The organism is Melittangium boletus DSM 14713, assembly GCF_002305855.1.
In the GTDB taxonomy this organism is placed as follows: Bacteria; Myxococcota; Myxococcia; order Myxococcales; family Myxococcaceae; genus Cystobacter; species Cystobacter boletus.
In genome coordinates, this window is record NZ_CP022163.1 from 1553701 (window position 1) to 1579092 (window position 25392).

At 68.8% G+C, this 25392-nt stretch carries 24 protein-coding genes; 12 read left to right on the plus strand and 12 right to left on the minus strand.

The features are described from left to right. A complete protein-coding gene (locus tag MEBOL_RS06585; RefSeq protein ID WP_095976609.1) occupies nt 1–471 on the minus strand; it encodes a hypothetical protein in 471 nt (156 codons plus the stop codon). A gap of 223 nt (nt 472–694) precedes the next feature. Between MEBOL_RS06585 and MEBOL_RS06590 the strand changes: the two genes are divergently transcribed. After that, the gene (locus MEBOL_RS06590) at nt 695–1021 is read left to right on the plus strand and encodes a PilZ domain-containing protein (protein WP_095976610.1); all 327 of its coding nucleotides are present in this window, start codon (nt 695–697) and stop codon (nt 1019–1021) included. A gap of 12 nt (nt 1022–1033) precedes the next feature. On the opposite strand, the gene MEBOL_RS06595 is transcribed toward MEBOL_RS06590, so the two are convergent. Then, nucleotides 1034–1423, minus strand: a complete 390-nt coding sequence (locus MEBOL_RS06595) for a response regulator (protein ID WP_095976611.1) — start codon at nt 1421–1423, stop codon at nt 1034–1036. Nucleotides 1424–1618: 195 nt separating this feature from the next. On the opposite strand from MEBOL_RS06595, the gene MEBOL_RS06600 reads away from it, so the two are divergent. Then, nucleotides 1619–3334 carry a DUF885 domain-containing protein gene (locus MEBOL_RS06600; protein ID WP_095976612.1) on the plus strand — a complete coding sequence of 572 codons (1716 nt, stop codon included), beginning with the start codon at nt 1619–1621 and terminating at the stop codon, nt 3332–3334. On the opposite strand, the gene MEBOL_RS06605 is transcribed toward MEBOL_RS06600, so the two are convergent. Next, complete coding sequence (locus MEBOL_RS06605) at nt 3315–3764, minus strand: inorganic diphosphatase (RefSeq protein WP_095976613.1); 450 nt, start codon at nt 3762–3764, stop codon at nt 3315–3317. The genes MEBOL_RS06600 and MEBOL_RS06605 overlap by 20 nt on opposite strands. Before the next feature lie 246 nt (nt 3765–4010). On the opposite strand from MEBOL_RS06605, the gene MEBOL_RS06610 reads away from it, so the two are divergent. The 6 genes from MEBOL_RS06610 to MEBOL_RS06635 all read left to right on the plus strand — a co-directional run bounded on the left by MEBOL_RS06610 (nt 4011) and on the right by MEBOL_RS06635 (nt 12702). Then, complete coding sequence (locus MEBOL_RS06610) at nt 4011–5708, plus strand: S8 family serine peptidase (RefSeq protein ID WP_095976614.1); 1698 nt, start codon at nt 4011–4013, stop codon at nt 5706–5708. Between the two features lie 26 nt (nt 5709–5734). Continuing rightward, on the plus strand, nt 5735–7006 hold the full coding sequence (gene fliB / locus MEBOL_RS06615; RefSeq protein ID WP_095976615.1) for a flagellin lysine-N-methylase: 1272 nt from the start codon (nt 5735–5737) through the stop codon (nt 7004–7006). 263 nt (nt 7007–7269) lie between these two features. Beyond that, entirely contained in the window at nt 7270–8082 is an 813-nt protein-coding gene (locus MEBOL_RS06620; protein ID WP_095976616.1) for a hypothetical protein, read from the plus strand. 47 nt (nt 8083–8129) lie between these two features. After that, on the plus strand, nt 8130–9947 hold the full coding sequence (locus MEBOL_RS42590; RefSeq protein ID WP_245919514.1) for a hypothetical protein: 1818 nt from the start codon (nt 8130–8132) through the stop codon (nt 9945–9947). Nucleotides 9948–9970: 23 nt separating this feature from the next. Further along, nucleotides 9971–12004, plus strand: a complete 2034-nt coding sequence (locus MEBOL_RS42595; RefSeq protein WP_245919516.1) for a PEP/pyruvate-binding domain-containing protein — start codon at nt 9971–9973, stop codon at nt 12002–12004. Then, nucleotides 12001–12702 (plus strand): hypothetical protein, encoded by a 702-nt coding sequence (locus tag MEBOL_RS06635; RefSeq protein ID WP_095976617.1) that lies wholly within the window; start codon nt 12001–12003, stop codon nt 12700–12702. Before MEBOL_RS42595 ends, MEBOL_RS06635 begins: the two co-directional genes overlap by 4 nt. Here the strand turns inward: MEBOL_RS06635 and MEBOL_RS06640 are convergent. Genes MEBOL_RS06640 through MEBOL_RS06680 form a run of 9 tightly spaced genes read right to left on the minus strand, consistent with a single transcriptional unit; the run spans nt 12665 to nt 21745 of the window. Next, complete coding sequence (locus MEBOL_RS06640; protein ID WP_095976618.1) at nt 12665–13150, minus strand: response regulator; 486 nt, start codon at nt 13148–13150, stop codon at nt 12665–12667. The two genes, MEBOL_RS06635 and MEBOL_RS06640, sit on opposite strands and share 38 nt — an antisense overlap. 49 nt (nt 13151–13199) lie before the next feature. Then, nucleotides 13200–13949 (minus strand): SH3 domain-containing protein, encoded by a 750-nt coding sequence (locus MEBOL_RS06645; RefSeq protein ID WP_095976619.1) that lies wholly within the window; start codon nt 13947–13949, stop codon nt 13200–13202. After that, entirely contained in the window at nt 13946–15838 is a 1893-nt protein-coding gene (locus MEBOL_RS06650) for a BatD family protein (RefSeq protein WP_095976620.1), read from the minus strand. The genes MEBOL_RS06645 and MEBOL_RS06650 overlap by 4 nt, the downstream gene beginning before the upstream one ends. Beyond that, entirely contained in the window at nt 15822–16811 is a 990-nt protein-coding gene (locus MEBOL_RS06655; protein ID WP_095982623.1) for a tetratricopeptide repeat protein, read from the minus strand. The genes MEBOL_RS06650 and MEBOL_RS06655 overlap by 17 nt, the downstream gene beginning before the upstream one ends. Then, nucleotides 16808–17866, minus strand: a complete 1059-nt coding sequence (locus MEBOL_RS06660) for a VWA domain-containing protein (protein ID WP_095976621.1) — start codon at nt 17864–17866, stop codon at nt 16808–16810. Before MEBOL_RS06660 ends, MEBOL_RS06655 begins: the two co-directional genes overlap by 4 nt. Continuing rightward, nucleotides 17863–18873 (minus strand): vWA domain-containing protein, encoded by a 1011-nt coding sequence (locus tag MEBOL_RS06665; RefSeq protein WP_095976622.1) that lies wholly within the window; start codon nt 18871–18873, stop codon nt 17863–17865. The genes MEBOL_RS06660 and MEBOL_RS06665 overlap by 4 nt, the downstream gene beginning before the upstream one ends. Further along, the gene (locus MEBOL_RS06670) at nt 18848–19852 is read right to left on the minus strand and encodes a hypothetical protein (RefSeq protein ID WP_095976623.1); all 1005 of its coding nucleotides are present in this window, start codon (nt 19850–19852) and stop codon (nt 18848–18850) included. The genes MEBOL_RS06665 and MEBOL_RS06670 overlap by 26 nt, the downstream gene beginning before the upstream one ends. Next, nucleotides 19849–20730: a DUF58 domain-containing protein gene (locus tag MEBOL_RS06675; RefSeq protein ID WP_095976624.1), complete on the minus strand. Its 882-nt coding sequence runs from the start codon at nt 20728–20730 to the stop codon at nt 19849–19851. Before MEBOL_RS06675 ends, MEBOL_RS06670 begins: the two co-directional genes overlap by 4 nt. 25 nt (nt 20731–20755) lie before the next feature. Next, a complete protein-coding gene (locus tag MEBOL_RS06680; RefSeq protein WP_095976625.1) occupies nt 20756–21745 on the minus strand; it encodes an AAA family ATPase in 990 nt (329 codons plus the stop codon). A gap of 163 nt (nt 21746–21908) precedes the next feature. On the opposite strand from MEBOL_RS06680, the gene MEBOL_RS06685 reads away from it, so the two are divergent. Genes MEBOL_RS06685 through MEBOL_RS06700 form a run of 4 tightly spaced genes read left to right on the plus strand, consistent with a single transcriptional unit; the run spans nt 21909 to nt 25360 of the window. After that, a complete protein-coding gene (locus MEBOL_RS06685) occupies nt 21909–22763 on the plus strand; it encodes an alpha/beta fold hydrolase (protein ID WP_342747744.1) in 855 nt (284 codons plus the stop codon). Between the two features lie 27 nt (nt 22764–22790). Next, a complete protein-coding gene (locus tag MEBOL_RS06690) occupies nt 22791–23219 on the plus strand; it encodes a hypothetical protein (RefSeq protein WP_095976627.1) in 429 nt (142 codons plus the stop codon). Nucleotides 23220–23279: 60 nt separating this feature from the next. Continuing rightward, nucleotides 23280–24584, plus strand: coding sequence for a DNA polymerase beta superfamily protein (locus MEBOL_RS06695; RefSeq protein WP_095976628.1), 1305 nt, complete (start codon nt 23280–23282; stop codon nt 24582–24584). Beyond that, nucleotides 24581–25360, plus strand: coding sequence for a nucleotidyltransferase domain-containing protein (locus tag MEBOL_RS06700; protein WP_095976629.1), 780 nt, complete (start codon nt 24581–24583; stop codon nt 25358–25360). Before MEBOL_RS06695 ends, MEBOL_RS06700 begins: the two co-directional genes overlap by 4 nt. Nucleotides 25361–25392: the final 32 nt, after the last annotated feature.

The following is a 25392-nucleotide window of genomic DNA, read 5'->3' on the forward strand; positions in this document are numbered from 1 at the left end:
CTAGCGGATGTTGTTGATGGCCGCCTTGGCCGAGTCGTGACGCACCTTCATGATGTTGGAGATGGCGTTGTGCGCCCGGCTCTCCGCCTGCATCTCGTTCTGCAGACTCATGTAGGCGAGGTTCATCTGCGCGCCCTCGGCCTGCATCTCCCGCTGGGCCGCCAGCAAGTCCCACTGCTCGCCCTTGCCCGAGGGCACCGCCGCGCCCGCCGAGCCTCCCGTGCCCACGGGCACCGAGGTCGCCGCGGCGCTCCGCACGGACGAGGCCGAGGACGACACCACCGAGCCCACACTCGCCACCGCCGCGCTCACCGCGGGCACGCCCGGCACGAACGACGCCACCACGCCCGCTCCCGAACGCACCACCTCCTGTGCCGTGCGCGCGAACACCGTGCCGAAGTCGTTGTGCGGCGTCTGCCTCGCCACCGTCGGGGTGATGGACAGCCTGCCAATCCGATTGCCGTTCTCCACGTGAAGCCTCCTGTGCTGGGAATGCACCAGGGCCATTTCAGGCCCCGTGCCAGCGGCCACGAGGCGTCTTCCCAGGCATCCGGCGATGGGCATTCCCGGAGCGCTCCAGCCAGGTGGAGTTCACGTCCGCGCGCGTGGACGGTCAGGGCGACGGCTGAAAAGTTGCGACCCGTCCAGACTGCTACACACTCGTAGTCCCTTGTCGTACACCGAGGAGTACCCGATGACGCCGCCCACCGATTCCACCCGTCCCCAGGGGCGCTACCACCCGCGCGTGGATGCCAACTGGATGGTCCAGGTGCACCTGGGCGAGCGACGGGTGCTCGTCAAGGCGCTCGACCTGTCCATGGCAGGGCTGTTCCTGCACGGCCACCCCGGCGACGACGTGCGCAGGCTCACCCTCACGCTGCCGCTGCCTGGCGTGGGCGACATCACCACGACCTGCGCCATCGTCCGTCGCGAAGCGCACGGCGTGGCGGTCGAGTTCGACGAGCTGGATTGGGATCACCTGCTGCTGCTGGCGCGCTACCTCCATCCGCGCCTGCCCTGAGGGGCGCGCGGCTCACTCCGCCTTGCGCAACCGCTCCACCAAGGCCATCAGCTCCGCGCCCTTGAAGGGTTTCTGGATGTAGCCATCCGCTCCCGCCAGCGTGGCGCTCTCCATGTCCGACTTCTTGGACTTGGCGGTGAGCATGTAGACCGGCACCTTCGACGTCTGCGGATCGCTCTTGAGCATCCGGCACACCGAGATGCCATCGAGCTGCGGCAGCACCACGTCCATCAGTACGAGTTGAAAGGGCCGGCTCTTGGCCAGCTTCAGCCCCTCGACGCCATTGGCCGCGCACACCACCTCCACGGCCCCGTCACTCAACATGGAACGCACCAGTTCCCGGATGACGGGCTCGTCCTCGACCAGGAGGATGTGGAAGGGCATCTGCGAATTGGCGGCCATGGGTTTCACTCTCGAGGCGACGACGCGGCGCGCAGGATACAGCCCGGACCGCATGCCGCCCAGGGTTGGATGCGACCCGGACACAAGAGAAGAGGCCCACTCTACCTCTCCCGTGGGTGCGGCCCCCGTGTGCCCTGGGAACATCCACCCGAGGACGCCTCCCCTCCCCTTGGAGAGTGACTACCTTGGAGGACAATGAGCCAGGCTCCCTCGCCCGCCCTCGCGGCCTTCACCGCGCTTCGCGCGTCCTTCTTCCAGCGCTACCTGCGCGCACAACCGGAGGAAGCCACCACACTCGGGCTGCACCACCTGGACGACCGGCTGAAGGACCTGTCCCCCTCCGCCCTGGGGGACGAATACGCGCTGCACCGCGACACGCTCGCCCAGCTGGAGCGGCTGCCACCCGAGGAGCTGCCCCCCAGCGACGGGCTCGACTGGCGGGCGATGCTCGACGTCGCCCGCTTCCACGTCCATGCCTACGAGGACCTGCGCAGCCACCGGCGCAACATCGAGCTGTCGACCTACCCCCACACGATGTTGCAGTACCAGATCGGCCAGGCCGAGACGGCCGATGACTGGGCGGCCATCGCCAGCCGGGCGGCCCGCATCCCCACCTTCCTCCAGCAACAGGAAGACCTGCTCACCGAGGGTCTGGCCACGAGTGAAGTCCCGGATGGACACACCGTGCGGGACTTCGCCGAGGAGCAGCTCCCCGTCATCGTGCGCTACTACGAGTGCTTGCCGGAACTGCCCGGCGCGCACCAGGTGGAGCTGTCGGGCTCCGGACTCCGAGCGCTCCAGCAAGCCGCCCGGGAAGCCCGCGAGGCCTTCGCCGCGCACCACCGCTTCCTGAGAAGGCAGGTCATGCCCCACGCGCGCCCCGGCGTCGTGCTCGGCGCGGACGAGTACCAGTGGCGGCTGCGGCATCTGTTCGGCATCACCGACTCACCCGAGGAGCTGATGGGCCAGGCCCAGGACGTGCTGGTCCAGGCCCAGCACGCCATCACCCAGCTCTCCCGTGCACTCGCCCGGGAACTGCCCGGCGCGCCCGCCTCGCTCGCCAACTTCGCCGAGGCCCGCGCCCTGCTCGCCCAGCTCGAGCTGCATCACCCCGAGCGGGATGAAGACGTCATCCCCCTCTACCGGCGGCTCGTCGGCCACGCGGAGCAATTCATCCTCGAGCAGGGCATGTTCCTCGTCCCCGAGGGCCTGCGGATGGGCATCAAGGCGCTGCCTCCGGGCATGGTGGACGTCCGGGGCACCAACTGGCCCGCGCCCCTGCTGGATCCCCGCAAGGTGGGCTGGTTCGTGCTCTCGCCCCTGGCCGCCGAACACCCCACCATCTGGGCCACGCTGCTCGCGGTGCACGAGGGCCTCCCCGGCCACTTCCTGCAGAGCGTCGCCTGGCAGCGCGCCTTCTCGCATCACCCCACCCCGGTGCGCTTCCTGCTCGTGACGGACCACGTGGCCATGGCGCGCGGCCACTTCGGCCCCATGCTCAACATCGAGGGCTACGCCACCTATGCCGAGGAGCGCATGCGCCGCGCCGGCTTCTACACGGCCGTCGAGGAACTCACCGCGCTCGTGGCCCGTGCCCTGCGCGCCGTGCGCGTGGTGGTGGACATCGGCCTGCACACCCGGCGCATGGATGACGACGCGGCGGTGCGCTACCTCGTACACCACGCCTGCATGCCCGAGCCCAACGCCTGGCGCGAAGTCCTCCGCTACAAGCGCATCCCCATGCAGGCCATCACCTATCTGCTCGGCGCGCTCGAGTTCGAAAGGCTGGAGGCGGACTGCCGGCGCGAGCGCGGAAGCCACTTCGACGAGGCGCGCTTCCACGAGGAACTCTTCTCGTTCGGCCCGGTGTCCCCCGCCCGGTTGCGGCACTTCATGCTGGCCCATCCGTGACGCCGGACAACCAGCCCACGTAGCGCGTGGCGCCCGTCTGGCGGCCCCGCGCCCGATGCAACCCCCGCTTGAAGAAGGCGTACACGTGGAAGAACGCCGCCAGCCCCACGCGATCCGCCCGGCTCAGGGGCCGCGGACTGCAGATGACCTTGGGGTCCGCGCAGCCCGCGTCCAGGAAGCCAATCACCCCCACCACGGGTACCCGCACCCGCGCGCCCCTCCGCAGCCGAGGGCCCAGCACCACCACGTCCAGGGGATCTCCATCCCCCGAGTCCATCCCCGGAATGCAGCCGTAGTTGTACGGACACGGCAACGGCGAGATGAAGTCCACGCCTCCATCCGCCCTCCGCTTCACCACGGAGCCGCGAGGCGATTCGATCAAGACCTCGGGCTCGTTCGGCAGCCCGGCGGGGAAGGGAATCTCGGACACCCGCGCGGTGTAGCACGAAGAGGCCCCTCATCCGTTCAACCTCCCACACCTCCACCACGACCCGCCTCCCCGCGCTGAATCCCCGAGCGTCGGCCAGACAACGCTGGAGATGAAGTCCACTCCACAGACGGCGAGGACTCTGTGGCCCCGGGCACGGGCGCCCCACCCGAAAGCGCGGCAACCCCTGGCCTTCTTCCCGACCCCTGCCCACATCCCTGGGGGGCGGAATGGGAAGAGGGGGCGGCGATGCGGGTGTGGGCGATTCTTGGGCTGGCGGTCCTGGCGGCGTGTTCGAACACGGACAGCGGCATCTCCGGACAGAGCCACGGCGGGTGCGTGGACGTGAAGGAAGACGCGGTGGCCGGCCACCTCCGGACGAAGGTCCAGGATGACCGGCAGCCGGTGATCGTGCGCTATCGCAAGGGCGTGCGCAGCGCGACGGCGGTGAAGAACCTGGGTGCTCCGGTGACGGCCCAGTACACGCTCATCCCCGCGGTGGCCGCCCGGCTGACTCCCCAGGAGATCGCCCGCCTCGCCGTGAGTCCCGAGGTGGAGCGCATCGAGCCGGATCTGGAAGTGCGCGCGCTCGGTATGCCCATGACCGCCGGCTCCGTGGAGGAATACACCGATACGCTGCGCATCGTGCAGGCCCCCCGGGTGTGGGACACCAACGAGGACGGCGTGCTCGACCGGGACGCGCCCGTGGGCTCTGGCATCCGCGTGTGCGTCATCGACAGCGGGATCGACCCGCGCCATCCGGAGCTGCGCATTCCCTACGCGGCCGGCCGTGACTTCGTGGACAACGACGACGACCCGAGCGACGAGTCCCAGGGGGTGTGGGGACTCGGCCATGGCACACACGTGGCGGGCATCATCGCGGCGCAGCTCTCCTCCGGAGGCGCCACCTGGGAGGGCATGAGCCGGGGCGGCATCATGGGCGTGGCGCCGGGGGTGGAATTGCTCATCGCCCGGGTGCTCAACGTGGAGGAGCGCGCCAGCGTCAGCGGCGTGCTCTCGGCGCTCGAATGGTGCCAGCGGCAGAAGGCGCACATCGCCACGCTGTCGCTCGGGGCGTCCCTGGACATGGGCCGCACGGCCCGGGATACCTTTCAGGCCGCGCGGGACTCGGGGATGCTCATCGTCGCGGCGTCGGGCAACGACAGCGACTCGCTCCAGGTGGCGCCGCTCAGCTACCCCGCGGCCTATCCGTCCGTGCTGGCCGTGGGCGCCGTGGACTCGCGAGGCGAGGTGGCCCCCTTCTCCAACGGCGGCGAAACCCTGAGCCTCGTGGCCCCGGGCGTTGACATCCTGTCGTCCATCAGCGTGGGCGGCAACACCGTGTCCCAGCTCGACGCGGGCGTGCTCAGCTACAACTCCCGCTCGCTCTTCTTCGCCCCGGCGGGGGATTACACCGGCACGCTCATCGACTGTGGCCAGGGCAACTCCCTGGAGTGCCAGGGCGGCACGTGCGAGGGCTTCGTCGCCTACGTCCGGCTGGAGCAGGGCTCCGACGTGTCGCGCATCGCGCGCAACGTGATGAGTCAGGGCGCGCGCGCCATCATCTTCGGGACCAGTGACTCCGAGACCCAGGCCTGGCAACTGAGCCTGGAGGGGCCCCACCAGACCTGGGTGCCCGCGCTGAGCGTGGGCCGGGAGTCGCGGGCCGCCGTGCTCCAACACCTGGGCAAGCCCATCCACGTGAACCTCCGGGGCGTCGATTACGCGCGGTTCATGGGGACCTCCATGGCCGCCCCCCACGTCACGGGCGTGGCCGCGCTCCTGTGGAGTGCACGCCCGTCGCTGACGGCCTCCGAGGTGCGAGAACTGATGGAGCGCACCGCGTTGGATCTGGGTGAACGGGGCCCTGACACCCGGTATGGACATGGACTCGTCCGAGCCAGGGCGGCACTCGACGCACTCGAGGGGCTCGCGCCACTCCCCTGAGGGCGCGGTAGGCTCCACCGAGCCCCATGCCCAACCCCCTCACCCTGCCCCGCTACATGACTCGCTTCCGCTGCATCGCGGAGCGCTGTGAGGACTCCTGCTGCTCGGGGCTCAAGGTGCCGGTGAGCCAGGCCCATGCGCAACGGATGCACGAGGCGCTGGGAGAGGAGTCGAAGCTCACGCCGAATCCCGGGGGAAGCGCCACGGAGAGCGCCTTCATCCAGATGCGGCCGGACGGAGGCTGCCCCTTCCTGGACACCGAGCGGTTGTGCTCGCTGCAGCGCCGCCACGGCGACGCGCTCCTTCCAGACATCTGCGCCACCTTCCCCCGCGTCGTCACCCGGTGGGGCGAGCGCTGGGAGGTCGCGGGAACACTGGCCTGTCCGGAGGTGGCGCGCCTGTGCCTCCTCGCCGAGGACTCCACCCAACCCGAGTCCGCTCCGCTCCCCACCCTCCTCATTCCCCGGCCCAACTCCGCGAGAGACCTCGCGCGAGCACCCGAGGACGCCTACGCCTTCCACGCGGAGACCGTGCGAAACGCCCTACTGCGCTGGCTCGACCGGCGCGCACTTCCCCTCGCCTCCCGGCTCGCCCTGCTGGGACGATTCGCCCATGCGGTGGATGACTTCTACTTCCAGGGGACGGAGGCCTTCCGGGAAGACGCCCGCGCCGAAGCCCAGGCCCGCTTGGACGAGGTGCTCCAGCACTTCGACGCCGAGCAGACCCAGGAGGCCATCCACCAGGACTTCTCGGAGTTGGCCCTGCCCGGAGGCCCCTGCGTGGGTCTGTTCGCCTCGCTCTTGAAGGCACGGATGACCCTTCGCGGAGAGCGCTTCCAGGGCCTGGCGCGGGGCGTTCTGACCTCGCTCCGGCTCGACGCGGACACGCCAGAAGACCTGGACGCGGCCTGGCGCACCTATGAAGCGCGCTGGCACCACGTGGCGGACACCCACGGCGCGCGGCTCGAGCAGGTCTTCCACAACTACGCCCTCCACTCCGTCTGGCGGACTCCGTTCACCGACTCGCCGAGCCTGCTCGCGTACGTGTTCCGCCTGGCCCTGCGCGTGGGCCTGCTGCGCCTGATGCTCATGGGCCACCCCCGGCTGGAAGCACTCCACCGGGAGCCCTTCGCCCCCGATGCCGCGGAATCGCTGGACCTCGCGGTGGTGGAGACCTTCCAACTCGTGGCCAGGCATGTGGAGCAGTCCCCTGAATTCCTCACGCTCGCCGAGGGGCTCGTGGGAACGGGGCGCGGTGCGCAAACCCTGGGCAAGGTGCTTGTCTTCGCCGCGTTCTAGACATGTTCGATAAATACAGACACATCGGCCCGCGCTCCTCGCATACAGACGAAATCTGAAGTTTTCCTTAAGCGCTCACATGTCTCCTGGTGAAAACCGAGACAAGCGAACACTCGTGACGGAACTGTTACAAATCATTTCCGGACATCTTTTCATCCCAGGCTTCGTGGTACCCATCCAGGGAGCGACAGCCATTGGATCGCGCTCACCTCCCCCGGGCCGGCGGAGGAGGCCATGGCTGTCTCCTTTCAAAAGGACCCGACATGCGCGCCTCCCTCGTGCTGCCTGTGATTGCCTCGCTCTCCCTCGGTGCTGGTATCGCCGCGTGTAACGCCGACCCTGACTCCACGGAACCCACGGACTCGGACGACACGATTCCTCCAACGGAAGACGGCGCCAATCCATTCAGTTTCTTCGTGACCAGCATCGAGGCCATGCGCCAGCTCTCCGGCAGCGCGAACGGCTTCGGTGGCGATCTGCGCTTCGGCGAGGCCACGGGTCTGGAGGGCGCGGACAAGATCTGCCGGACCATCGCCGAGATGTCCCTGCCGGGCGCCGGACAGAAAACCTGGCGCGCCTTCCTCAGCGCCTCCACCGGAGGCCCCGACGGCGCGCCCATCAACGCCATCGACCGCATCGGCGAGGGCCCCTGGTACGACCGCCTGGGCCGGCTCGTGGCCCAGAACAAGGCCGGGCTGCTGAGCGCGACCCGCCCCGCGGGAAACTCGGCCATCAAGAACGACCTGCCCAACGAGACGGGCACGCCCAACCGCCAGGGCGTCGACAACCACGACGTCCTGACGGGCTCGAGCAAGCAGGGCACGTTCTCCGGCACCCAGGCGAATACCTGCAACGACTGGACGAGCGCGGTGGGCTCCACCGGCAAGCCCATGTGTGGCCACTCCTGGCCTCGCAGCGGCAGCACCGGCAATGGCTCCAACTGGCTGTCCGACCACACGGTTCCCGGCTGCGCGCCCGGCGTCAACCTCTCCAACAGCGGCGGGGGCGGTGGTGGATCCACCGTGGGCGGCTCTGGTGGCTACGGCGCCATCTACTGCTTCGCGCTCAACCCCTGACGGCCTCCGCCGTTTTCACGAATCTCCGAACAGGACCTGGAGCCTCCATGAAGACACGTCATTGGGTCGTTCTCGCTTCCTCGTTGTTGGCCTTGACCCGTTGCGGCACCGGATCCACCTCGCCCACGCCAGACACCGGAACGGGCGGAGACCCACCCGCCGAGGACGTGGATACCTCCGATCTCACCTACAAACCCTGTGACGCCAGCGTGCGTCTCGGGCAATTCACGGTCGAGAACCTGGATGGGTACACCGCGGTCCAGGGCCGCGTGCTCAACGGCGTCGTCCCGAGCACGGTGCGCAACGTCGAGGCCCAGGAAGGCCAGTGCCGCCTCCTGCGTGGCCGCGCGCTCTTCTGCAACCCCGCCTGTGGTTCCTCACAGACCTGCGGTGAGAACGGCGTCTGCATCCCCTACCCCACCTCGCAAAACGTGGGCACCGTGAACGTGGCCGGCTTGAAGGTGCCACTCTCCATGACACCCAACTCGGCCAGGTTCTACTCCAGCAGTTCCACATCCATGCCCTTCCCGGGCTTCGACACGGGCGCGAGCATCCAGCTCTCCGCCAGTGGTGCGGACCTGCCCGCGTTCACCCTGCTCGGACAGGGAGTGGATGCCCTCACCGTGGCCGCGTCGGACATCGTCATCGAGAAGGGCAAGCCCGTCCCTCTGTCCTGGACGCCCTCCACCTCCGCCAGTCCGGCACGCATCAGCATCCTCCTGGACCTCGCCCATCACGGAGGCATCGCCGCCTCGGTGGAATGCGACGGCATCGAGGATACGGGCAGCTTCTCCCTCCCCGCCGGACTGGTCTCGAAGCTGATCGACGTGGGGGTCGCCGGATTCCCCAAGATCACCCTCAGCCGCCGGACGGCGGACTCGGCGGAACTCACCTCCGGATGCGTGGACCTGCTGGTCCAATCCCAGGTGAGCCGGGAAGTCGTCATCCCGGGTCTGGTGTCGTGCAGCACGGACGAAGACTGCCCGACGGGACAGACCTGCCAGGCGGATCTGACCTGCGGCGGAACAAGCACCCCGCCCACCGAGACGCCCGACAGCGGCACTCCCGACAGTGGAACTCCCATCGAGGTGCCCGACAGCGGTACGCCCACGGAGACACCCGACAGTGGAACCCCCATCGAGACGCCCGACAGCGGCACTCCCGACAGCGGCACGGTTCCGACCACCCCCTTCAGCTTCTTCGTGACCAGCATCGAGTCCATGCGCCAGCTCTCCGGCAGCGCGAACGGTTTTGGTGGCGATCTGCGCTTCGGCGAGCTCACGGGCCTGGCGGGCGCGGACAAGATCTGCCGGACCATCGCCGAGATGTCGCTGCCGGGTGCCGGGCTGAAGACCTGGCGCGCCTTCCTCAGCGCCTCCACGGGAGGCACCGGCGGCGCGGCCGTCAACGCCATCGACCGCATCGGGGAGGGCCCCTGGTACGACCGCACGGGCCGGCTCGTGGCTCCGGACAAGGCGTCACTGCTCTCCTCCGCACGGCCCGTGGGCGGAGACGCCACCATCAAGAACGACCTGCCCAACGAGCGTGGAGAGCCCAATCACCAGGGAGTCGACAACCACGACGTCCTGACGGGCTCGAGCAAGCAGGGCAAGTTCTCGGGCACCAGGGCGAACACCTGCAACGACTGGACGAGCGCGGTGGGCTCCACCGGCAAGCCCAATTGTGGCCACTCCTGGCCTCGCAATGGCAGCACCTCTGGCAGCGGCGCTTACTGGCTGTCCGACCATACGGTTCCCGGCTGCGCGCCCGGCGTCAACCTCGTGGACAACGGCGGAGGCACTGGCAACACCGTGGGCAGTAGCGGCGGCTACGGCGCCATCTACTGCTTCGCGCTCACTCCCTGAACCCCTTTCCCCCAAACCCTCCCATGAAACCTTTCTTTCGCATCCTGGTGAGTGCCACCCTGGCGCTCGCATGCACGGCCGAACCCACGACACCCACCGACACTCCGTCTCGGGAGCCCGTGGAGGAAGCCTGTCAGATCGCCGAGGACACCACGGCGCCGGACTCCCTCAAGCGCCTGTCCTGCGCATCGGACTTCAGCGCCTTCGCCTCCCAGCCCATCGACACGAGCATTCCCGGAGCCCGCTCGGTGAAGGTGGTGCTGGACCGCTACGACAACGACGCGCTCTACTTCCAGAACAGCCAGAAGTACGCCATCCACTACGCGTTCGTGTCCAAGAACCTGTCCGGCGCGGGCAAGCCCGTCGTCGGCTCGTTGGCGGACTTCAACCAGACGGAATACTACTCGCCGGACCGGCGCTTCCTCCTGGGCGCCGTCACCTATTACGAGGGCCCCAAGGTCTGGGCGCTGGAGATCGCGCCCTATGACACGGCCTCCGCCACCCTGGTGACGCAGCTCTACGAGTCCGTGCGCGACGCGGGCTATTTCGGCGCCTCGCTCGTCTTCCATCCCACGTCCGAGGCCGTCCAGATGGAGGCGAAGAACCTGTCGGCCTCCATCCGGGTGATGAGCACGGACGAGCTCTTCGCTGCCATCGACTACCAGCCCCTCAACCTCGCCACATCCGTGGGCCAGTTGCGCTTCCTCACCGCGGAACAGCTCGAGACGACCTACCTGTCCTTCCGCGACATCATCGTGCTGGACCGCATTCCCAACGACATCTCGACGATCCTCGGCATCATCAGCGAGGAGTTCCAGACGCCGCTGTCGCACGTGAACGTCCTGTCGCAGAACCGCAAGACGCCGAACATGGGTCTGCGGGGTGCCATGAGCAACGAAAAGCTGCGCTCCCTCGAGGGCAAGTGGGTACGGCTCACCGTGGGCGCGTTCGAATGGAGCATCGAGGAAGTCTCCGCCGCCGAGGCCGACGCGTACTGGGAAACCCACAAGCCCACGCCCGTGGTGCTGCCCTCGGTGGACATGTCGGTCAAGGATCTGCGCGACATCGAGGAGGTGGTGGACGAGAGCCAGGGCACGCTGCGTGAGGCCATCAAGGCCGCGGTCCCGGCGTTCGGCGGAAAGGCCGTGCACTACGGCGTCCTGGCCAACACGCCGGGAGTGCCCCTGCGCAAGGCCTTCGCCATCCCCGCCTTCTATTACGTCCAGTTCATGGAGGAGAACGGGTTCTACGAGAAGCTGGATCAGCTCATGGCGGACCCCGACTTCGTGAACAGGCCCGAGGTCCGGGACGCGAAGCTCGACGAGTTCCGCAAGGCCATGAAGGCGGCGCCGGTGAACACGGAGTTCCAGGAGCTGCTCAAGGCCAAGCTGGCGGCGGACTACCCCGGGCAGACCATGCGCTTCCGCACGAGCACGAACAGCGAGGACCTGGAGGGCTTCCCGTGCGCGGGCTGCTACGAGTCCCACACGGGTGACCCGAGCGATTGGGAAGACGTGCTCAAGGCCATCCGCAAGACGTGGGCGACCGTCTGGCTGTTCCGCACCTTCGAGGAGCGCACCTACAGCAGCATCGATCACAAGTCGGTGGTGATGGCGCTGCTCGTGCACCACAACTTCCCGGACGAGGAGGCCAACGGCGTGGCGCTCACGGCCAACCCCTTCGACCCCACGGGAAACCAGCCGGGCTTCTACGTGAACATCCAGGTGGGCGGCGATGCCGAGGTGGTGCACCCTCCCGCGGGCGTGACGAGCGATCAGTTCATCTACGAGTTCCACCAGCCTGGACTGCCCATCACCTACCTGTCCCGCTCCAACCTGGTGCCCAGCGGCACGACGGTGCTGTCGGCCGCCCAGGTTTACGAACTCGGCCAGGCGTTGGACAAGATCCACGCGCGCTTCTCCCCGGCCTACGGCCCGGCCTCGGGCAACTCCGGCTGGTACGCGATGGACGTCGAATTCAAGTTCGACGGCGAACCCGGCGAGACGCCCAAGGCCATCATCAAGCAGGCGCGCCCTCACCCGGGACGTGGCCAATGAGCCGCCGCGCATGGAATGCCCTGGTCCTGGCGGGGTTCGTCGCCACGGGCTGCGGATTGGCAACCGATAGCCCCATCGATCCAGGCACGGAGAACGATGGCGGCGGCGAGGTGCGGGAGACTCGCGGCTCGCTGCTGCCCTGGGCGGAGGGAAACCGGTGGACCTACCGGGTCACCGAGGCGGGTGAGGTGTCGGAGAAGGAGACCACGGTGGGGCCGTTGGAGGAGGCGGAACGGGCCCACCGGGTGACGTCGCGCAAGAGTTCGGGGGCCATCACCCTGAGCTGGCAAACCGTGTCGGGCGCACGCGTCGTGCGCTACCGCGAGCAGTCCTTCGAGGCCGGAGCCACGACCGCCAAGGACGAGGAGTGGTGGAACCCGGCCAAGCTCCACGTCGACCTGTCGCCCGAGCACACCGTCAAGGGCGTGAGTTGGGTCGAGATCTACCAGGAGACGAAGCAGAAGGCGGGCAAGACGCCCAGCACGGAGACGACGAGGGACCTGTGGACGGTGCTGTCGGAGGCGGAGTCCGTCACCGTTCCCGCCGGGACCTTCACCGCGGTCGTCCTGCGCAAGACGGGCACCAGCAAGACCAAGACGTACTGGTTCGTGCGCGGCATCGGCAAGGTGAAGGAGACCGGAGAGGAAACCGAGGAGCTGCTCAGCTACGAGGTGGCTCCGGAGCCCTCCACGGACTGAGTGGAACCGGGGGCCGCGGGGAGTCCACCGCGGTCCCTTCCTTCTGGATGAGCGTCTGGACGAGGTCGCGCAGGGCCTCGGAGGAGAACGGCTTCTCGAGGCGGGGATTCTCCACGTCGCTCAGGAACGAGCGGGCGTAGGGAGTAAAGGCCCCTCCGGTCAGGAACACCATGCGCGCGGCGAGGTCGGGCGACAAGCGCGAGAGCTCCTGGTGCAGTTCCACCCCGCTCATCTCCGGCATCATCACGTCACTGAGCACCAGATCGAAGCGCTCCCCATCTCGCAGGCGGGCATAGGCCTCGCGTGCGCTCGTCAGCGTCACGACCTCGTGCTCGCGCCGGAGCGTCCGGCGGATGGCGCCTCCAATCTGGGGCTCGTCATCCACCACCAGGATACGCCCGCGAAGGGGCTCTCCGGGGCTCGCCCCGGCGCTGTTCTCGACTCGCATGCGTCCTCCCTGAACACCCGCTACCAGAGATGACCGCTCCCCGGAAGGCTCAGATTTCGGCCACGCCCTCGCGCTCGGCCCACCCCTCCAGCCCGTTGGGCAGGCGGATGCGCACGTAGCGGCCCGCGTCCTCCATGACGCGCACCTTGAGGCCGGGATGCACCTCGAAGGACACCTTGGCCTCCTCGCGGGGGAACTCCCGCGCGCGCAGGGTGGGCGCGATGACGACGGCCTCGTGAAGCGTCTCGTGGACCCAGACATGCGCGGCCAGCAACGCGCCCGCGGGCAGCGACAGGATGAGCAACAGCCCCCCCAGCACCGCCGCCCAGGCCCGCTTGCCCGGACGCAGCAGCCAGAAGAGCAGGAAGAAGAAGCAGCCCGCGAGCCATGCCCCGAGGAAACCCCAGGCCGCGCCATTTCCGCTCGTGGCGGCCACCACGCGTTGGAGGAAGGAGCCCTCCGGCCCGGTGCCCACCACCTTGTCGAGCTGACGCGCGCGGGCGAGGGCCAGGTTCGCCTCCAGATCCGGCGCCTCTCCTCCTTCGCGGCGCGAGCGCTCGAAGGCGAGCACCGCATGGCCCAGGTCGTCCTGCGCCAGGTACGTGGTGCCCAGGTTGTATTGCAGGTCCGGACCCCCGAAGCCCCGGGCGAGCAGCTTCTCGTAGCCCGTCCGCGCGGCGGCGTAGTCCTGTTTGTAGAAGGCCTCGTTGGCCTGCTGGAACAGCCCCTGGGCCTCCTCCGGAGAGTAGTAACCCTGGCCCAGCACGGTGGCCACGAGCACGGCGGCGAGGGCGCTCACTTGTCCCATCCCTCCATCACGGCCGCGGCGTCATCCAGGATGCGCTCGCGGGCGGCCTGCTCCGCGCCCGGGGCGAAGCGGCCGGTGTCACAGGACTCGAGGACGAAGCGCACCCGCTCGCGGCGCGTGGCGTCCACCCCCGCCTCGGCGAGCTTCGCGTCCAGCGCATCGCGGGTGAGACCGCCCACCGGCACGTGCAATCGGGCCTCCAGGAAGTTCAACACGGCCTTCTCCACCTCGCCATAGAAGGCGCTGGAGGAACCCGCGCGCAGCTTCTCCGCCTCCGCCAGTTGCTTGCGCGCCGCCCGGGCCCGCTTGCGGTTGCCGGCGTCCTGGCCCGACAACTTCCCGCGCACGAAGCCTCCGAGGCCCAGCGCCAGGAACAAGCCCATGGGGGCCAGCACCGCCGGAACGTAGAAGGAGCGCTGCCACACGGCCGACGCGGGCGCCTCGAAGCGCGCCTGATAGCGCAGCGGCCGGAGACCGCCCGCGGTGAGGACATTCTTCTGCTCGGACGCGGCGTCCGTCAGCGGCGTGGACGTGGTCCCCTGCGAGCCCATCGCCGACGCGCCACCCGCGCCGGGCTCCACCACGATCTCCACCGGCTCGGTGCGCGCCACGGTGTAGCGGCCCGCCTTCGGATCGAAATAGGGAAACTCGAGCGACGGCAGGGTGAAGGTCCCGGTGCGCTGTGGCATGACCAGGTACTCCTGGGTGCGGCGTCCCTGGATGCGCCACTTGCCGGGCGTCAGCTTGTCGGTGGTCTTCGGATCATAGACCTTGAACGCGGAGGGCGTCTCCAGGCGGGGCGGCGTCACGTTCTTCACGTTGCCCGAGCCCTCGAGGACCACCGTCACCGTCACGGGCTGGCCCAGTTCCACCTTTTGCTGGGACGTCTCCAGCGACAACTTCCAGTCCCCCACCTGGGCGTTGGACATGCCCTTGGGCGCGCCGGGAGGCAGGGGCCTCACCTGAACGTCCAGGTCGTTGGAGACACGGTGCACCCGGTGGCCCACGAAGAGCATGCCGGTGGTGATGTCCGCCTCCGCCGGGGTGATGGACAAGCGGCCACTGCGCATGGGGAAGAGCGCGCGGCGGCGCAGCAGGTAGGTGCGATAGGGCACGCCGTTGACGACGCGGGTCTCTCCCGTGAGCTGGGTGGGGCTTTCCACGTCCTCGCTCCAGAAGCCCTCCAGCTTGGGCATGCTCACCGAGTCCACGCTGGACAGGTCCACGCGCGAGTAGATGAAGAGCGACAGCGTCACCTGCTCGCCCACGTACACCTGGTCCTTGTCGAGCGTGGCGCGCAGGAACAGATCCGAGTCGCCCCGGGGAATGCGCAGGTCCTCCCGCGGCACACCCTGGGAGTCCTCCTGCTGCTCCTCCGCCTCCTCCTCGGCGAACGGGTCCTGCATGGAGCCGAAGGGGAAGTTGCGCAGCGCGTCCGGCAATTGCGAGCGCGAGGAGCGTGGAGGCGGCGCGGTGCGGCCCCGGGTCACCGTCATCTTCACGGACTCGGTGCGCCAGGTGCGGCCGCCCCCGGTCAGCACCGCCGGAGGCAGGGTGAGGGTGCCCACGCGCTTGGCGCGCATCATCAGGACGTGCTTGCGCACGGTCTGGATGACGGGCGGCCCTCCCCCGCTCATCTCGATGGAGCGCTGGGTGCTCTGCGAGGACGAGAGCACCTCGAAGTCGTCCGGCGCGGGAAAGCGCACCTGGGCGTCGTTCGGAGGATCCACGATCACCACGGTGAGCTGGAAGACGTCCTCCGTGCCCACCTCGGTGCGGTCCACCGTCTGGTAGAACTCGACCTCGGCCCACGCGGGCATGGCCACCAGCAGCAGGCTGAGGGCGGCCAGTGCCGCGCGGCCGCTACCAATCCTTCGCATTGGGATTCCTCGGTCGCTTCTTCTGCTGGAAGCGCCACAGCTGGAGATTCTTCTCGTTCTGCTTCATCGCATCCAGCAGGCGCTCGGCCTCCTGGCGATCGACTTCCTCCGCGCTCATGCCGCCGTCGCGCTCCTCGGTCCCCGCGTCCGCCGCCGACGCGGAGTCCGATTGGCCGCCATCCGCCTGGCCCTCGCCGCCGTCGCGCTCGCCGCCATCACCCTCGCCCCCGTCGCCCTCGCCCCCATCATTCTCGGCGCCTCCATCTCCCGGGCCACCGTCTCCACCCCCATCCATGCCCCCGTCCTGGCCGCCATCGCCCTCGCCGCCGTCCTGGCCGCCATCGGTGCCGCCGTCCGTGCCGGCGTCGGAGCCGCCGTCCTGGCCTCCGTCCGTCCCGGAATCAGGCTGACCCGCGTCCGCGCCCGCGTCGGGGGTGCCACCGTCCTGACCGCCGTCCTGCCCACCGTCCTGGCCGCCATCGGTGCCACCATCCGCGCCGCCCTGCTGGGGCGGAGGCAGGTTGCGCAGCAGCACCTCGTAATTGTGCCGGGCCTGCGCGTCCGTGGGGTCCAGGGTGAGGGCACGGCGGTAGGCCTTGAGCGCCTCGCGCGTGTCACCCGTGGCCGCGTGGACGTTGCCCAGGTTGTACGTGGCCTTCTGGCGCAGGTCCGGCCGGCTGTTGGACTCCGCCACGCTCTGGAAGGCCTGCTTGGCGTCGTTGTAGCGGCCCAGCTTCATCAGCGCGTCGCCCCGGTTGAACTCCACCGCCGGGTCGTTCGGCCGCTCCTTCTTCGCCTGATCAAAGGACGACAGCGCGTCCTCGTACCGCCCGGCGGTGTAGGCGTCACGGCCTTGCCGCACGAGCGGGTGCTCCTTCTCCAGGAGCCCCGCCGCGCCCGCCACGGACGGCAGCATCCACACGGCGAGCAGGGACCAGGCCCCCACGCGCCTGCCCAGGACACGCGATTTCATGCCGACCTCCGGCGCCACGAGGGCGGCAACATCATGCCCATCAACAGCAGCACGAGCCCCGGCAGGGCGAAGACCTGGAAGCGCTCGTTGTAGCGGACGGTGACCCGGCTCTCCAATTCGCTCTTCTGCATCTCGTCGATGCGCTCCAACACCGCGGCCATGGCCACACCGCGCGGCTGGTAGAAGAAGGCGCCGTCGGTGGCCTCGGCGATGGCCGTGAGGCCCGCGCGATCCATCCGGGTGATGACCGTCTCCCCGTTCGCGTCCTTCTTGTAGTCCACGAACTCTCCGCGGCGGTTGTACACGGGGATGGGCTCGCCCTGCTCAGAGCCCACGCCCACGGTGAGCACCTGCACGTGCGCCTCCTTGAGCGCGGCCACGGCCTCCTTCACCTGGCCCGTCAGGTCCTCGCCGTCCGACAGCAGCACCACCACGCGCTCCTTGGAGCCCCGGTCCGCGTTCTCCAACACCTGGAGCGCCAGCGTCAGCGCATCGCCGATGTTGCTGCCCCCCTGGGGCATCTGCTCCGGGTCCACCGCGCGCAGGAAGAGCTTCACCGCCGAGTAGTCCGACGTGAGGGGCGACTGGATGAAGGCGTCTCCGGCGAAGGCCACCAGGCCCACCCGGTCTCCCTTGAGTTCATCCAGGAGCGTGTTGAGCTCCAGCCGGGCGCGCTCCAGACGGCTGGGCTGTACGTCCCGCGCGAGCATGGACTTGGAGGCATCCAACGCCACCACCACGTCGATGCCCCGGCGCTTGGTGGGCTCGGTCGTGGTGCCGCACTGCGGTTGGGCCAGCGCCACTCCGAAGAGCATGAGCCCCAGGCCATAGAGCCCCGCCTGCGTGGCCGGCAACCAGCGCACGGTTCCCGGCGCCAGCTTGTCCATGAGCCGCTCGGGAAGGACCGCCCGGACCCGCGAGCGCCGGCGCAGGGCCAGCCACAGGGCGAGCACGCCCACCAGCAGACCCAGCCCGATCATGGCGAGGTAGACAGGCTGGGCGAGCCCCATCTGCTCGCCCAGGAACTTGAACCGCCAGGGCTCCAGCAGCGTCACGGGAACACCCTCAGGAAGGTGGAGCGCAGGAAGAGTTCCAGCACGGCGAGCCCGAAGGCCAGCAGCAGATAGGGGTGGTAGTTCTCGCGGTAGTTGGCCGAGGCGCCCCCCTCCAGCAGCTTGGAGCGATCGAGCGAGTCCAGCACCTTCTGCAGGCCCTGCTTGAGGCCCTCGGGATCGGTGGCGCGGTAGTACTCGCCGCCGGTCGAATCGGCGATGTCCTGCAGGAGCTCCGGGTTGATGGGGATCTCCGTCTCGCGCCAGACGGTGTTGCCGAACAGGTCCGTGCCCTGGGGGAAGGGCACCTTGCCGCCCTTGCCCACGAGGATGGTGTAGACGGGGATGTGCAGGCTCTTGGCCATGCCAGCCGAGTCCAGCGGGGAAATCTTTCCCGCGTTGTTGTCGCCGTCGGTGATGAGCACCACCACGCGGCTCTTGGCGTCCGAGTCGCGCAGGCGGTTGAGCGCGGTGGCCAGCGCGTCGCCAATGGCGGTGCCATCCTCCAGCACGCGGGTGCGCAACTGCCGCAGCACTTCCTTGAGCACGCCGTAGTCGAGCGTCAACGGCGCCTGGGTGTAGGCGGCGCCCGCGAACACCACGAGCCCGATGCGGTCATTGACGCGGCTGGTGATGAACTCGGCGAGCACCTCCTTGGCCACGTGCAGGCGGTTCTGCGGGCGGAAGTCGCCGGCCTCCATGGAGGTGGACAGGTCGAGCGCCACGACGATGTCGATGCCCTCCACGTTCAAGTCCCTCACCCGCGTGTCGCGGGACTGGGGCCGGGCGAGCGCCACCACGGCGGCGGCCACCGCGACGAGGCGCAGCAGGGGCAGCAGCGGCAACAGGTACGTGCGCAGACCCCGGCGGTTCTGGGTGAACACGTGCGCCGCGGAGAAACGAAGCACGGCGCGGCGGCGCTTCTCCCACACGCTCCCGGCGATCAGCAGGGGCAGGAGCAACAATCCCCACAGGAAGTGGGGGCTATGAAACGCGAGGTCCGGAAGCATGGGACACGTTGACCGCCTCGGGCGGCAGTGGAGGGGGCCAGGTCTTGTCCAACAGCGAGTAGCCGAACGACAGCGAGTCCCGGCACGAATCCGCGGAGGACTCCGCCCGGGCGTACTTCACCAGATCCGACTCGGAGATGAAGCGCATGAGCCCGTCCTCGGGCAGACCCGGCGCGTGGAGCCCGCGCAGCCGGGCCATCAACTCGGAACTGGTGCACTCGAGGGCGTCGAAGCCATAGCGCTCGCCCAGGTAGCCACGAAGGATCTCCGAGAGGCGGAAGTAGAAGTCCTTCACCCGGCCCTGGGCGGGCAGGTCCTCGGTCTTGAGGGAATCCAGGGCCTGGCGCGTGCGCACATCCAGGGGAAGGGGCGGCGCGACGGCGGCCCGGACGCGCTCGCGATACTTCTGGAAGAACCGCCACGCGACCACCGCCAGCAGCGCCGCGGCCAGCACGCCCAGAGCCACCCACACGAGCGTGAACGAGCGCACGGCCACCTCGGCGGGCGGCTGGATGTCCCGCAGGTCCTCGCCCTTCGACTGGGCGTCCTCGGGCAGGGTGGAGCCCACCTCCAGCGTGCGTCCCGGCGCCACGTAGCGCTGGGGCCCCTCGGGAGTACTCACCGCGAAGGGCACCTCGGGCAGCGTGAGCGAGCCCAGCTTGAAGGCGGACATGCGCAAGCGGAACGTGGTGACGGCCGGCTCCTTGCCCCCCTCGGGAGGCGTGCGCTCCTGGGACAGCAGTTCGAAGTCGCCCAGGTCCGGCGGCAACTCCAGCTCGTAGCGCTGGTTCGCCGGATGGGTGAGCATCAGCTCGTAGACGAACGGCTCGCCCAGCAACACGCGCTCGGGCTGGACACGCGCCTGCACTCCCGAGGGCTCCGCCTCCGGCAGCTTCGCGCTGGCCGGAGCGGGCGTGGCGGGCGCCTGGGCCCAGACGGGTGAAGCGGCCAGGAGCGCGCAGAGAACCCACCCCTTCATGCCGCCATCCTCCGGGAGCGGGCACGGAAGAAGCGCACCAGGGCCATGCCGTGGTCGTCTCCGGTGCTCAGCTCCACATGATCCAATTCCAGCTTCTTGAAGAGCCGGCGCAGCTCATCGCGCTGCGCCTGCAGGACGCGCGCGAAGCGTCCGCGCACGAGCGGATCGCTCGTATCCACCACGAAGCGATCGCCCGTCTCCGGGTCCTCCATCTCCACGAGTCCCATCTTCGGAAATTCCCGCTCCAGCGGATCCACGATGACCACGGGCACCAGGTCGTGCTTGCGGCCCACCAGACGCAGCGGCGGCTCGTAGCCGAAGGCGAGGAAGTCCGAGATGAGGAACGTCACCGTCTTGCGGTTGGCCAGGCGGCTCAAATACGTGAGGCCCGCGGCCAGGTCGGTCCCCTTCCCCTTGGGCTGGAAGGTGAGGATGTCACTCACCAGCCGCATCACGTGCGTGCGGCCCTTGCGTGGCGGAACCACCTTCTCCACCCGGTCCGAGAAGAGGATGAGCCCCACCCGATCGTTGTTCGCGATGGCGCTGAAGGCGATCTGCGCGGCCACCTCGGCGGCCACCTCCGACTTGGAGCGGTCTCGCGAGCCGAACTCCTTGGACGCCGACACATCCACCAGGAGCATCACCGTGAGCTCGCGCTCCTCGGTGAAGACCTTGACGTAGGCGTCGTTCATGCGCGCCGTGACGTTCCAGTCGATGATGCGGATCTCATCTCCCGGCTGGTACTGGCGCACCTCGGAGAACGCCATGCCCCGGCCCTTGAAGACCGAGTGGTACTGACCCGCGAGCATGTCCGACACCACCTTACGGGTGCGGATCTCCAGCTTGCGGATGCGGCGGATGATGTCCTTGGCGAGCATGGCGCTGCCTCCAGGCCCCTTCTGGCTACGGCACTTCGACGCGGTCGAAGACGCGCTGGATGAGCTTCTCGGTGGTGAGCTCTTCCGCCTCGGCCTCGTACGTGAGGGCCACGCGGTGGCGCAGCACATCGAACGCGATGGCCTTCACGTCCTCGGGCGTGACGAAGCCCCGGTGGCGCAGGAAGGCGTGGGCGCGCGAGGCCTGGCTCAGCGCGATGGTGGCACGCGGGCTCGCGCCGAACTGGATGTAGTCCGCCTGATCCTTGAGGCCGTAGCGCGCGGGCTCGCGCGTGGCGAAGACCACGTTGAGGATGTAGTCCTTCACCTTCTCGTCCATGTAGATCTGCTGGACGAGCGTGCGCGCGTTCACCAACTGCTCCAGGGCGATCACCTTCTGGACCGCGGGCGGCTTGCCCCCGCTCATCCGGTCCATGATGACCTTCTCCTCGTCCCGCGTCGGGTAGCCCACCTTCACCTTGAGCATGAAGCGGTCCACCTGCGCCTCGGGCAGCGGATAGGTGCCCTCCTGCTCGATGGGATTCTGGGTGGCGAGCACCAGGAAGGGAGAGGGCAGCGGGAAGGACGTGTCCCCGATGGTGACCTGGCGCTCCTGCATGGCCTCGAGCAGCGCGGACTGCACCTTGGCGGGAGCGCGGTTGATTTCGTCCGCGAGCACCACGTTGGCGAACACGGGACCCTTGCGCACCGTGAAGTTGGCCGCCTGCTGGTTGTAGATCATCGTGCCCACGAGGTCCGCGGGCAGCAGATCCGGCGTGAACTGGATGCGCGAGAACGAGGCGCTGATGCTCTCGGCGATGGTGCGCACCGTGAGCGTCTTGGCGAGGCCCGGCACGCCCTCGAGGAGCACGTGGCCATTGCACAGCACGCCAATGAGGATGCGCTCGAGCATGTAGCGCTGGCCGACGATGACCTTGCCCACCTCCTGGTTGAGGAGTTCGACGAAGCCGCTCTCCTGCTGTACGCGCTCGGTGAGTGCCCGGATGTCCGTGTTCATAAGGTGTTGTCTCGACCGTCCCTGAGGAGGCAGGCAGCCTAGGGGGTGGAAGGTTCCGGCTCAACAACACAGTAGGCCGCGCATTCCGGTATTTTCACGGCTCGACCCAGGGGAGGCGGCCACGATGACCGGAGGGGACGTCCAGCACCGTGAGGAGGGACCCGTGGAGCGGGCCGTGCTGGCGGAACTGGCCCCTCGGGTGACACGCCGGAGGTGCCCCGTGCCGGGCGGTGGGACGCTGCGGCTCCTCGAAGGCGGCGAAGGCCCATCCCTGCTCCTCCTCCATGGGCGGGGAAACGCCGCGAGCACGTGGTTCCCCTTGTTGCCGGAACTGGCCCGGGAGCACCGGGTGTTGGCGCTGGACCTGCCGGGCTTCGGGTGCTCCTCGTCGACGCCCGGCGCCCTCCAGACGGCCGAGGATGGGCTGCGCTTCTTCGTCGAGCCGGTGGAGGCGGTACTGGCCTCGTTGGAGGCCGGGCCCATGACGGTGGTGGGGCACTCGCTGGGAGGACTGGTGGCCCTGGAGCTGGCGCTGCGGGGCCACGTGCCCGTGGAGCGTCTGCTCCTGGTGGACGCGATGGGGCTGGGTCCGGAGATGGCCCGGGATGCCCGCCTCTACTTCCGGGTGGGCCCGGAGCGGATCGCCCGGGTGCTGGGGCCCAGGCTCTTTGGCCGTATCGCCCCGCTGCCGGACAGTCCGCTCCACCGGCGGCTGATGGCGTTGGACCATGAACTGATGACGGTTCCTGGGGGCAGACCCGAGGCCACGCGGGCCTTCAACACCCTGGTGCCCCTGACGGGCGGCGTGTTCCACCGCTTCGAGCGCCTGGGCGAGGTGAAACAGCCCACCCTCCTTTATTGGGGTGAGAAGGACACGGTGCTACCGGTGTCACTCGCCGAGGCCGCCGAAAAGGCCCTGCCCCATGCACGGCTCGTGCGCACCGCGTCCGGGCACAGTCCGCACCTGGAGCTACCGGACACCGCGGTCTCGGAGATGAGAACCGCGCTCGACGCATGAGCCCCTTCCATGATTGGAACGGCTCCCATGCAGATAACGACCTGGTTCATCGCGAAGGAAGACGAAGCGGACGCGATCGCGTCGACCGTCACCACGGAGGAGCACGATCTGGAGGAGTGGCCGAACATCGAGCTGCCCCTCATCGAGATGGAGCTGATGGCGCTGTTCGCCACGCTCCGGGGGTCGGATGACCTCACCGTGACGAGCAGCCAGGGAGAGCCGTTCGTCTTCGACGAGGATGAGGGATTGCTCGTCATCCGCGTCTCGGATGACTTCATCCAGGCGCTGGCTCGCATTTCTTCCGGGAAGGAAGCCGACATCGTCGAGACCTGGGCCGAGAACATGGACTCGGAGCTCGATCCCGAGGAGCTGCGCGAACTGCTCGCGGACATGGCGGAGTTCGCCCGCGAGGCCGTCAAGAAGCGCGTGCCCGTGCTGTCCCTGTCGACTTTCTGAGTCAGGAACGGAGCGCTCCAACGTCCGTGGGACTCCCGCGCTCCCCACCTGGAGGCACGTATGACCCGCGAAACCCCGACCCCCGAGCAGGACCGTTCCGAGGCCACGGCCCGGCCCCGGGGCTATGAGCAGGTGGACCGGCTCTCCGTTCCTCTCCCCCACGGCACCGAGGTGACCACCCGGGTGGAACGGCTGGCGGGCGAGCGGCGCATCCCCCAGGGCGTGGTGGGCCGCGTGGCACGGGCTCGTGATGGCGGCTTCGATGTGCAGATCGTCGGCGTGGGCGAGCTCTGGTACGCCCGCGACGAGCTGGTTCCACGCAAGCCGGGCCAGCTCCAGTTCGCGCTCCGGCGCGCCGCCACCTGGGACGCCCTGCGCCCCTGCGCGGTGCTGGAAACCATCGTGGGCTCCCAGGCCTGGGGCCTCGCCAACGAGTCCTCCGACGTCGATGTGCGCGGCGTCTTCTGCCTCCCCCTCCCCTGGCACTTCGGGCTCGCGGACAAGGCGAAGGATCTCGTCAGCGCGGATGGCAGCCACACCTTCTGGGAGTTCTCCAAGGCGGTGGAACAGGCCCTGCGCGCGGACCCCAATACGCTGGAAATGCTCTTCGTTCCCAGCGCACGCGCCTCGGATGTGCTCGGGGAGTGGTTGCTCGCCGAGCGCGAGGCCTTCGTGTCCAAGGCCCTCTTCGGCAGCTTCGGGCGCTACGCCATGAGCCAGCTCGACAAGCTCACCCGTAGCCAGCGGCTCGCCGAGCATCGTGACCTCGTCCTCGAGTGGTTGTGCGAGGAGCCCGCGCCCTCTCTTGACGAGGTGGCCCGGAGGCTGTCGGCCATCTCCCCGCGCACCGCGCCGACTCCCGAGGACGCCCTGCTCGCGTCCAAGACGTACCTCAAGCAGCTCTACCGCTCGCTGTCGGACCAGGGGCTCATCGAAGCCAACGACTTCGCCGCCCTCATCCGCTACGCCCGAGGTGGCGGTCAGCGGCCTCCCAGCGCCCGCGAGTTGCGGCCGAAGAACGCCTACAACCTCCTGCGGCTGGTGGTGCTCGCCACCGGCTGGTTGAAGGACGGCGTCCCCACCTTCGAGGCGTCCGGCGCCATCAAGGCACGCCTCCTGGACATCAAGGCCGGACACGTTCCGCTGGAGGACGTGCTGCGGGACGCCGAAGCACTCGCACCGGAGTTGGAGGAAGCCCACCGCGCCAGCGCCCTGCCCTCCCTGCCGGATTATGGGCGCGCGGATCGGCTGCTGCGGCGCATGGGAGAGGAACTGGCACGGCGCTGGGTGATGCGGGAGCCCGGGCCGCTCGGACGGGAGGCCCCCACGCCTCCCATCGTCGAAGAGAAGGAGGACGCGTCATGACGGACTCCCTGATGACGGAACACCAGACCCGTGTCGCCCACCGCGTCCTCGACGAGGAGTCCGCGCGCCGACGGCACCTCGTCGTCTCCCTCACGGGAGCGCATGCGTATGGGTTCCCCTCGCCCGACAGCGATCTGGATCTCAAGTGCGTCCACATCACGCCCACCTCGCACCTGCTGCGGTTGGAGTCACGCACCGTGCCCGCCGAGCGTCTGGAGGTCGTGGACGGGGTCGAGGTGGACTACTCATCCAACGAACTCGCCCCCGTGCTCGTCGGAGTCCTCCAGGGCAATGGCAACTACGTGGAGCGGCTGCTCGGGGCTCATGCCTTGCGAAGCTCCGATGAGCTGGACTCCCTGCGGCCCCGGGTGCGCGGCGTGCTGTCGCGGCGCCTCCACAGGCACTACCGTGGCTTCGCCCAGGGGCAGTTGCGCGAGTGGGAGAAGACGGGCTTTCGCTCCGCCAAGAAGCTCCTCTACGTGCTGCGCACGACGCTCACCGGCACCCATGCCCTGCTCACGGGCGAGGTGGAAACAGATCTCACCGCCCTGATGGACCGCTACGGCTTCCCGGAGGCGGGAGAACTCGTCGTGTGGAAGCGGAGGGGAGAGCGCAGCGAGCTGTCCGAGGCCCTTTCCGAGCGCTGGCGGGGGCAGGTCGGGCGCGCCTTCGAGCGACTCGACGCGGCGCGTGAACACTCCGTGCTGCCCGAGGAGCCCCGGGACGTGGATGCCCTGGAGGCGTGGCTGCTCGACCTGCGGCGCTCGCACTGGTGAGACATCGGGGGGCGCTTGGGACTAGCGTGCCC

What these genes read in the sequence shown, in the direction of transcription:
- MEBOL_RS06590 (WP_095976610.1), top strand. Translation starts at nt 695, where the DNA reads ATGACGCCGCCCACCGATTCCACCCGTCCCCAGGGGCGCTACCACCCG.
- MEBOL_RS06595 (WP_095976611.1), bottom strand. Translation starts at nt 1,423, where the DNA reads ATGGCCGCCAATTCGCAGATGCCCTTCCACATCCTCCTGGTCGAGGAC.
- MEBOL_RS06600 (WP_095976612.1), top strand. Translation starts at nt 1,619, where the DNA reads ATGAGCCAGGCTCCCTCGCCCGCCCTCGCGGCCTTCACCGCGCTTCGC.
- MEBOL_RS06610 (WP_095976614.1), top strand. Translation starts at nt 4,011, where the DNA reads ATGCGGGTGTGGGCGATTCTTGGGCTGGCGGTCCTGGCGGCGTGTTCG.
- fliB (WP_095976615.1), top strand. Translation starts at nt 5,735, where the DNA reads ATGCCCAACCCCCTCACCCTGCCCCGCTACATGACTCGCTTCCGCTGC.
- MEBOL_RS06620 (WP_095976616.1), top strand. Translation starts at nt 7,270, where the DNA reads ATGCGCGCCTCCCTCGTGCTGCCTGTGATTGCCTCGCTCTCCCTCGGT.
- MEBOL_RS42590 (WP_245919514.1), top strand. Translation starts at nt 8,130, where the DNA reads ATGAAGACACGTCATTGGGTCGTTCTCGCTTCCTCGTTGTTGGCCTTG.
- MEBOL_RS42595 (WP_245919516.1), top strand. Translation starts at nt 9,971, where the DNA reads ATGAAACCTTTCTTTCGCATCCTGGTGAGTGCCACCCTGGCGCTCGCA.
- MEBOL_RS06635 (WP_095976617.1), top strand. Translation starts at nt 12,001, where the DNA reads ATGAGCCGCCGCGCATGGAATGCCCTGGTCCTGGCGGGGTTCGTCGCC.
- MEBOL_RS06640 (WP_095976618.1), bottom strand. Translation starts at nt 13,150, where the DNA reads ATGCGAGTCGAGAACAGCGCCGGGGCGAGCCCCGGAGAGCCCCTTCGC.
- MEBOL_RS06650 (WP_095976620.1), bottom strand. Translation starts at nt 15,838, where the DNA reads ATGCGAAGGATTGGTAGCGGCCGCGCGGCACTGGCCGCCCTCAGCCTG.
- MEBOL_RS06655 (WP_095982623.1), bottom strand. Translation starts at nt 16,811, where the DNA reads ATGAAATCGCGTGTCCTGGGCAGGCGCGTGGGGGCCTGGTCCCTGCTC.
- MEBOL_RS06665 (WP_095976622.1), bottom strand. Translation starts at nt 18,873, where the DNA reads ATGCTTCCGGACCTCGCGTTTCATAGCCCCCACTTCCTGTGGGGATTG.
- MEBOL_RS06670 (WP_095976623.1), bottom strand. Translation starts at nt 19,852, where the DNA reads ATGAAGGGGTGGGTTCTCTGCGCGCTCCTGGCCGCTTCACCCGTCTGG.
- MEBOL_RS06675 (WP_095976624.1), bottom strand. Translation starts at nt 20,730, where the DNA reads ATGCTCGCCAAGGACATCATCCGCCGCATCCGCAAGCTGGAGATCCGC.
- MEBOL_RS06680 (WP_095976625.1), bottom strand. Translation starts at nt 21,745, where the DNA reads ATGAACACGGACATCCGGGCACTCACCGAGCGCGTACAGCAGGAGAGC.
- MEBOL_RS06690 (WP_095976627.1), top strand. Translation starts at nt 22,791, where the DNA reads ATGCAGATAACGACCTGGTTCATCGCGAAGGAAGACGAAGCGGACGCG.
- MEBOL_RS06695 (WP_095976628.1), top strand. Translation starts at nt 23,280, where the DNA reads ATGACCCGCGAAACCCCGACCCCCGAGCAGGACCGTTCCGAGGCCACG.
- MEBOL_RS06700 (WP_095976629.1), top strand. Translation starts at nt 24,581, where the DNA reads ATGACGGACTCCCTGATGACGGAACACCAGACCCGTGTCGCCCACCGC.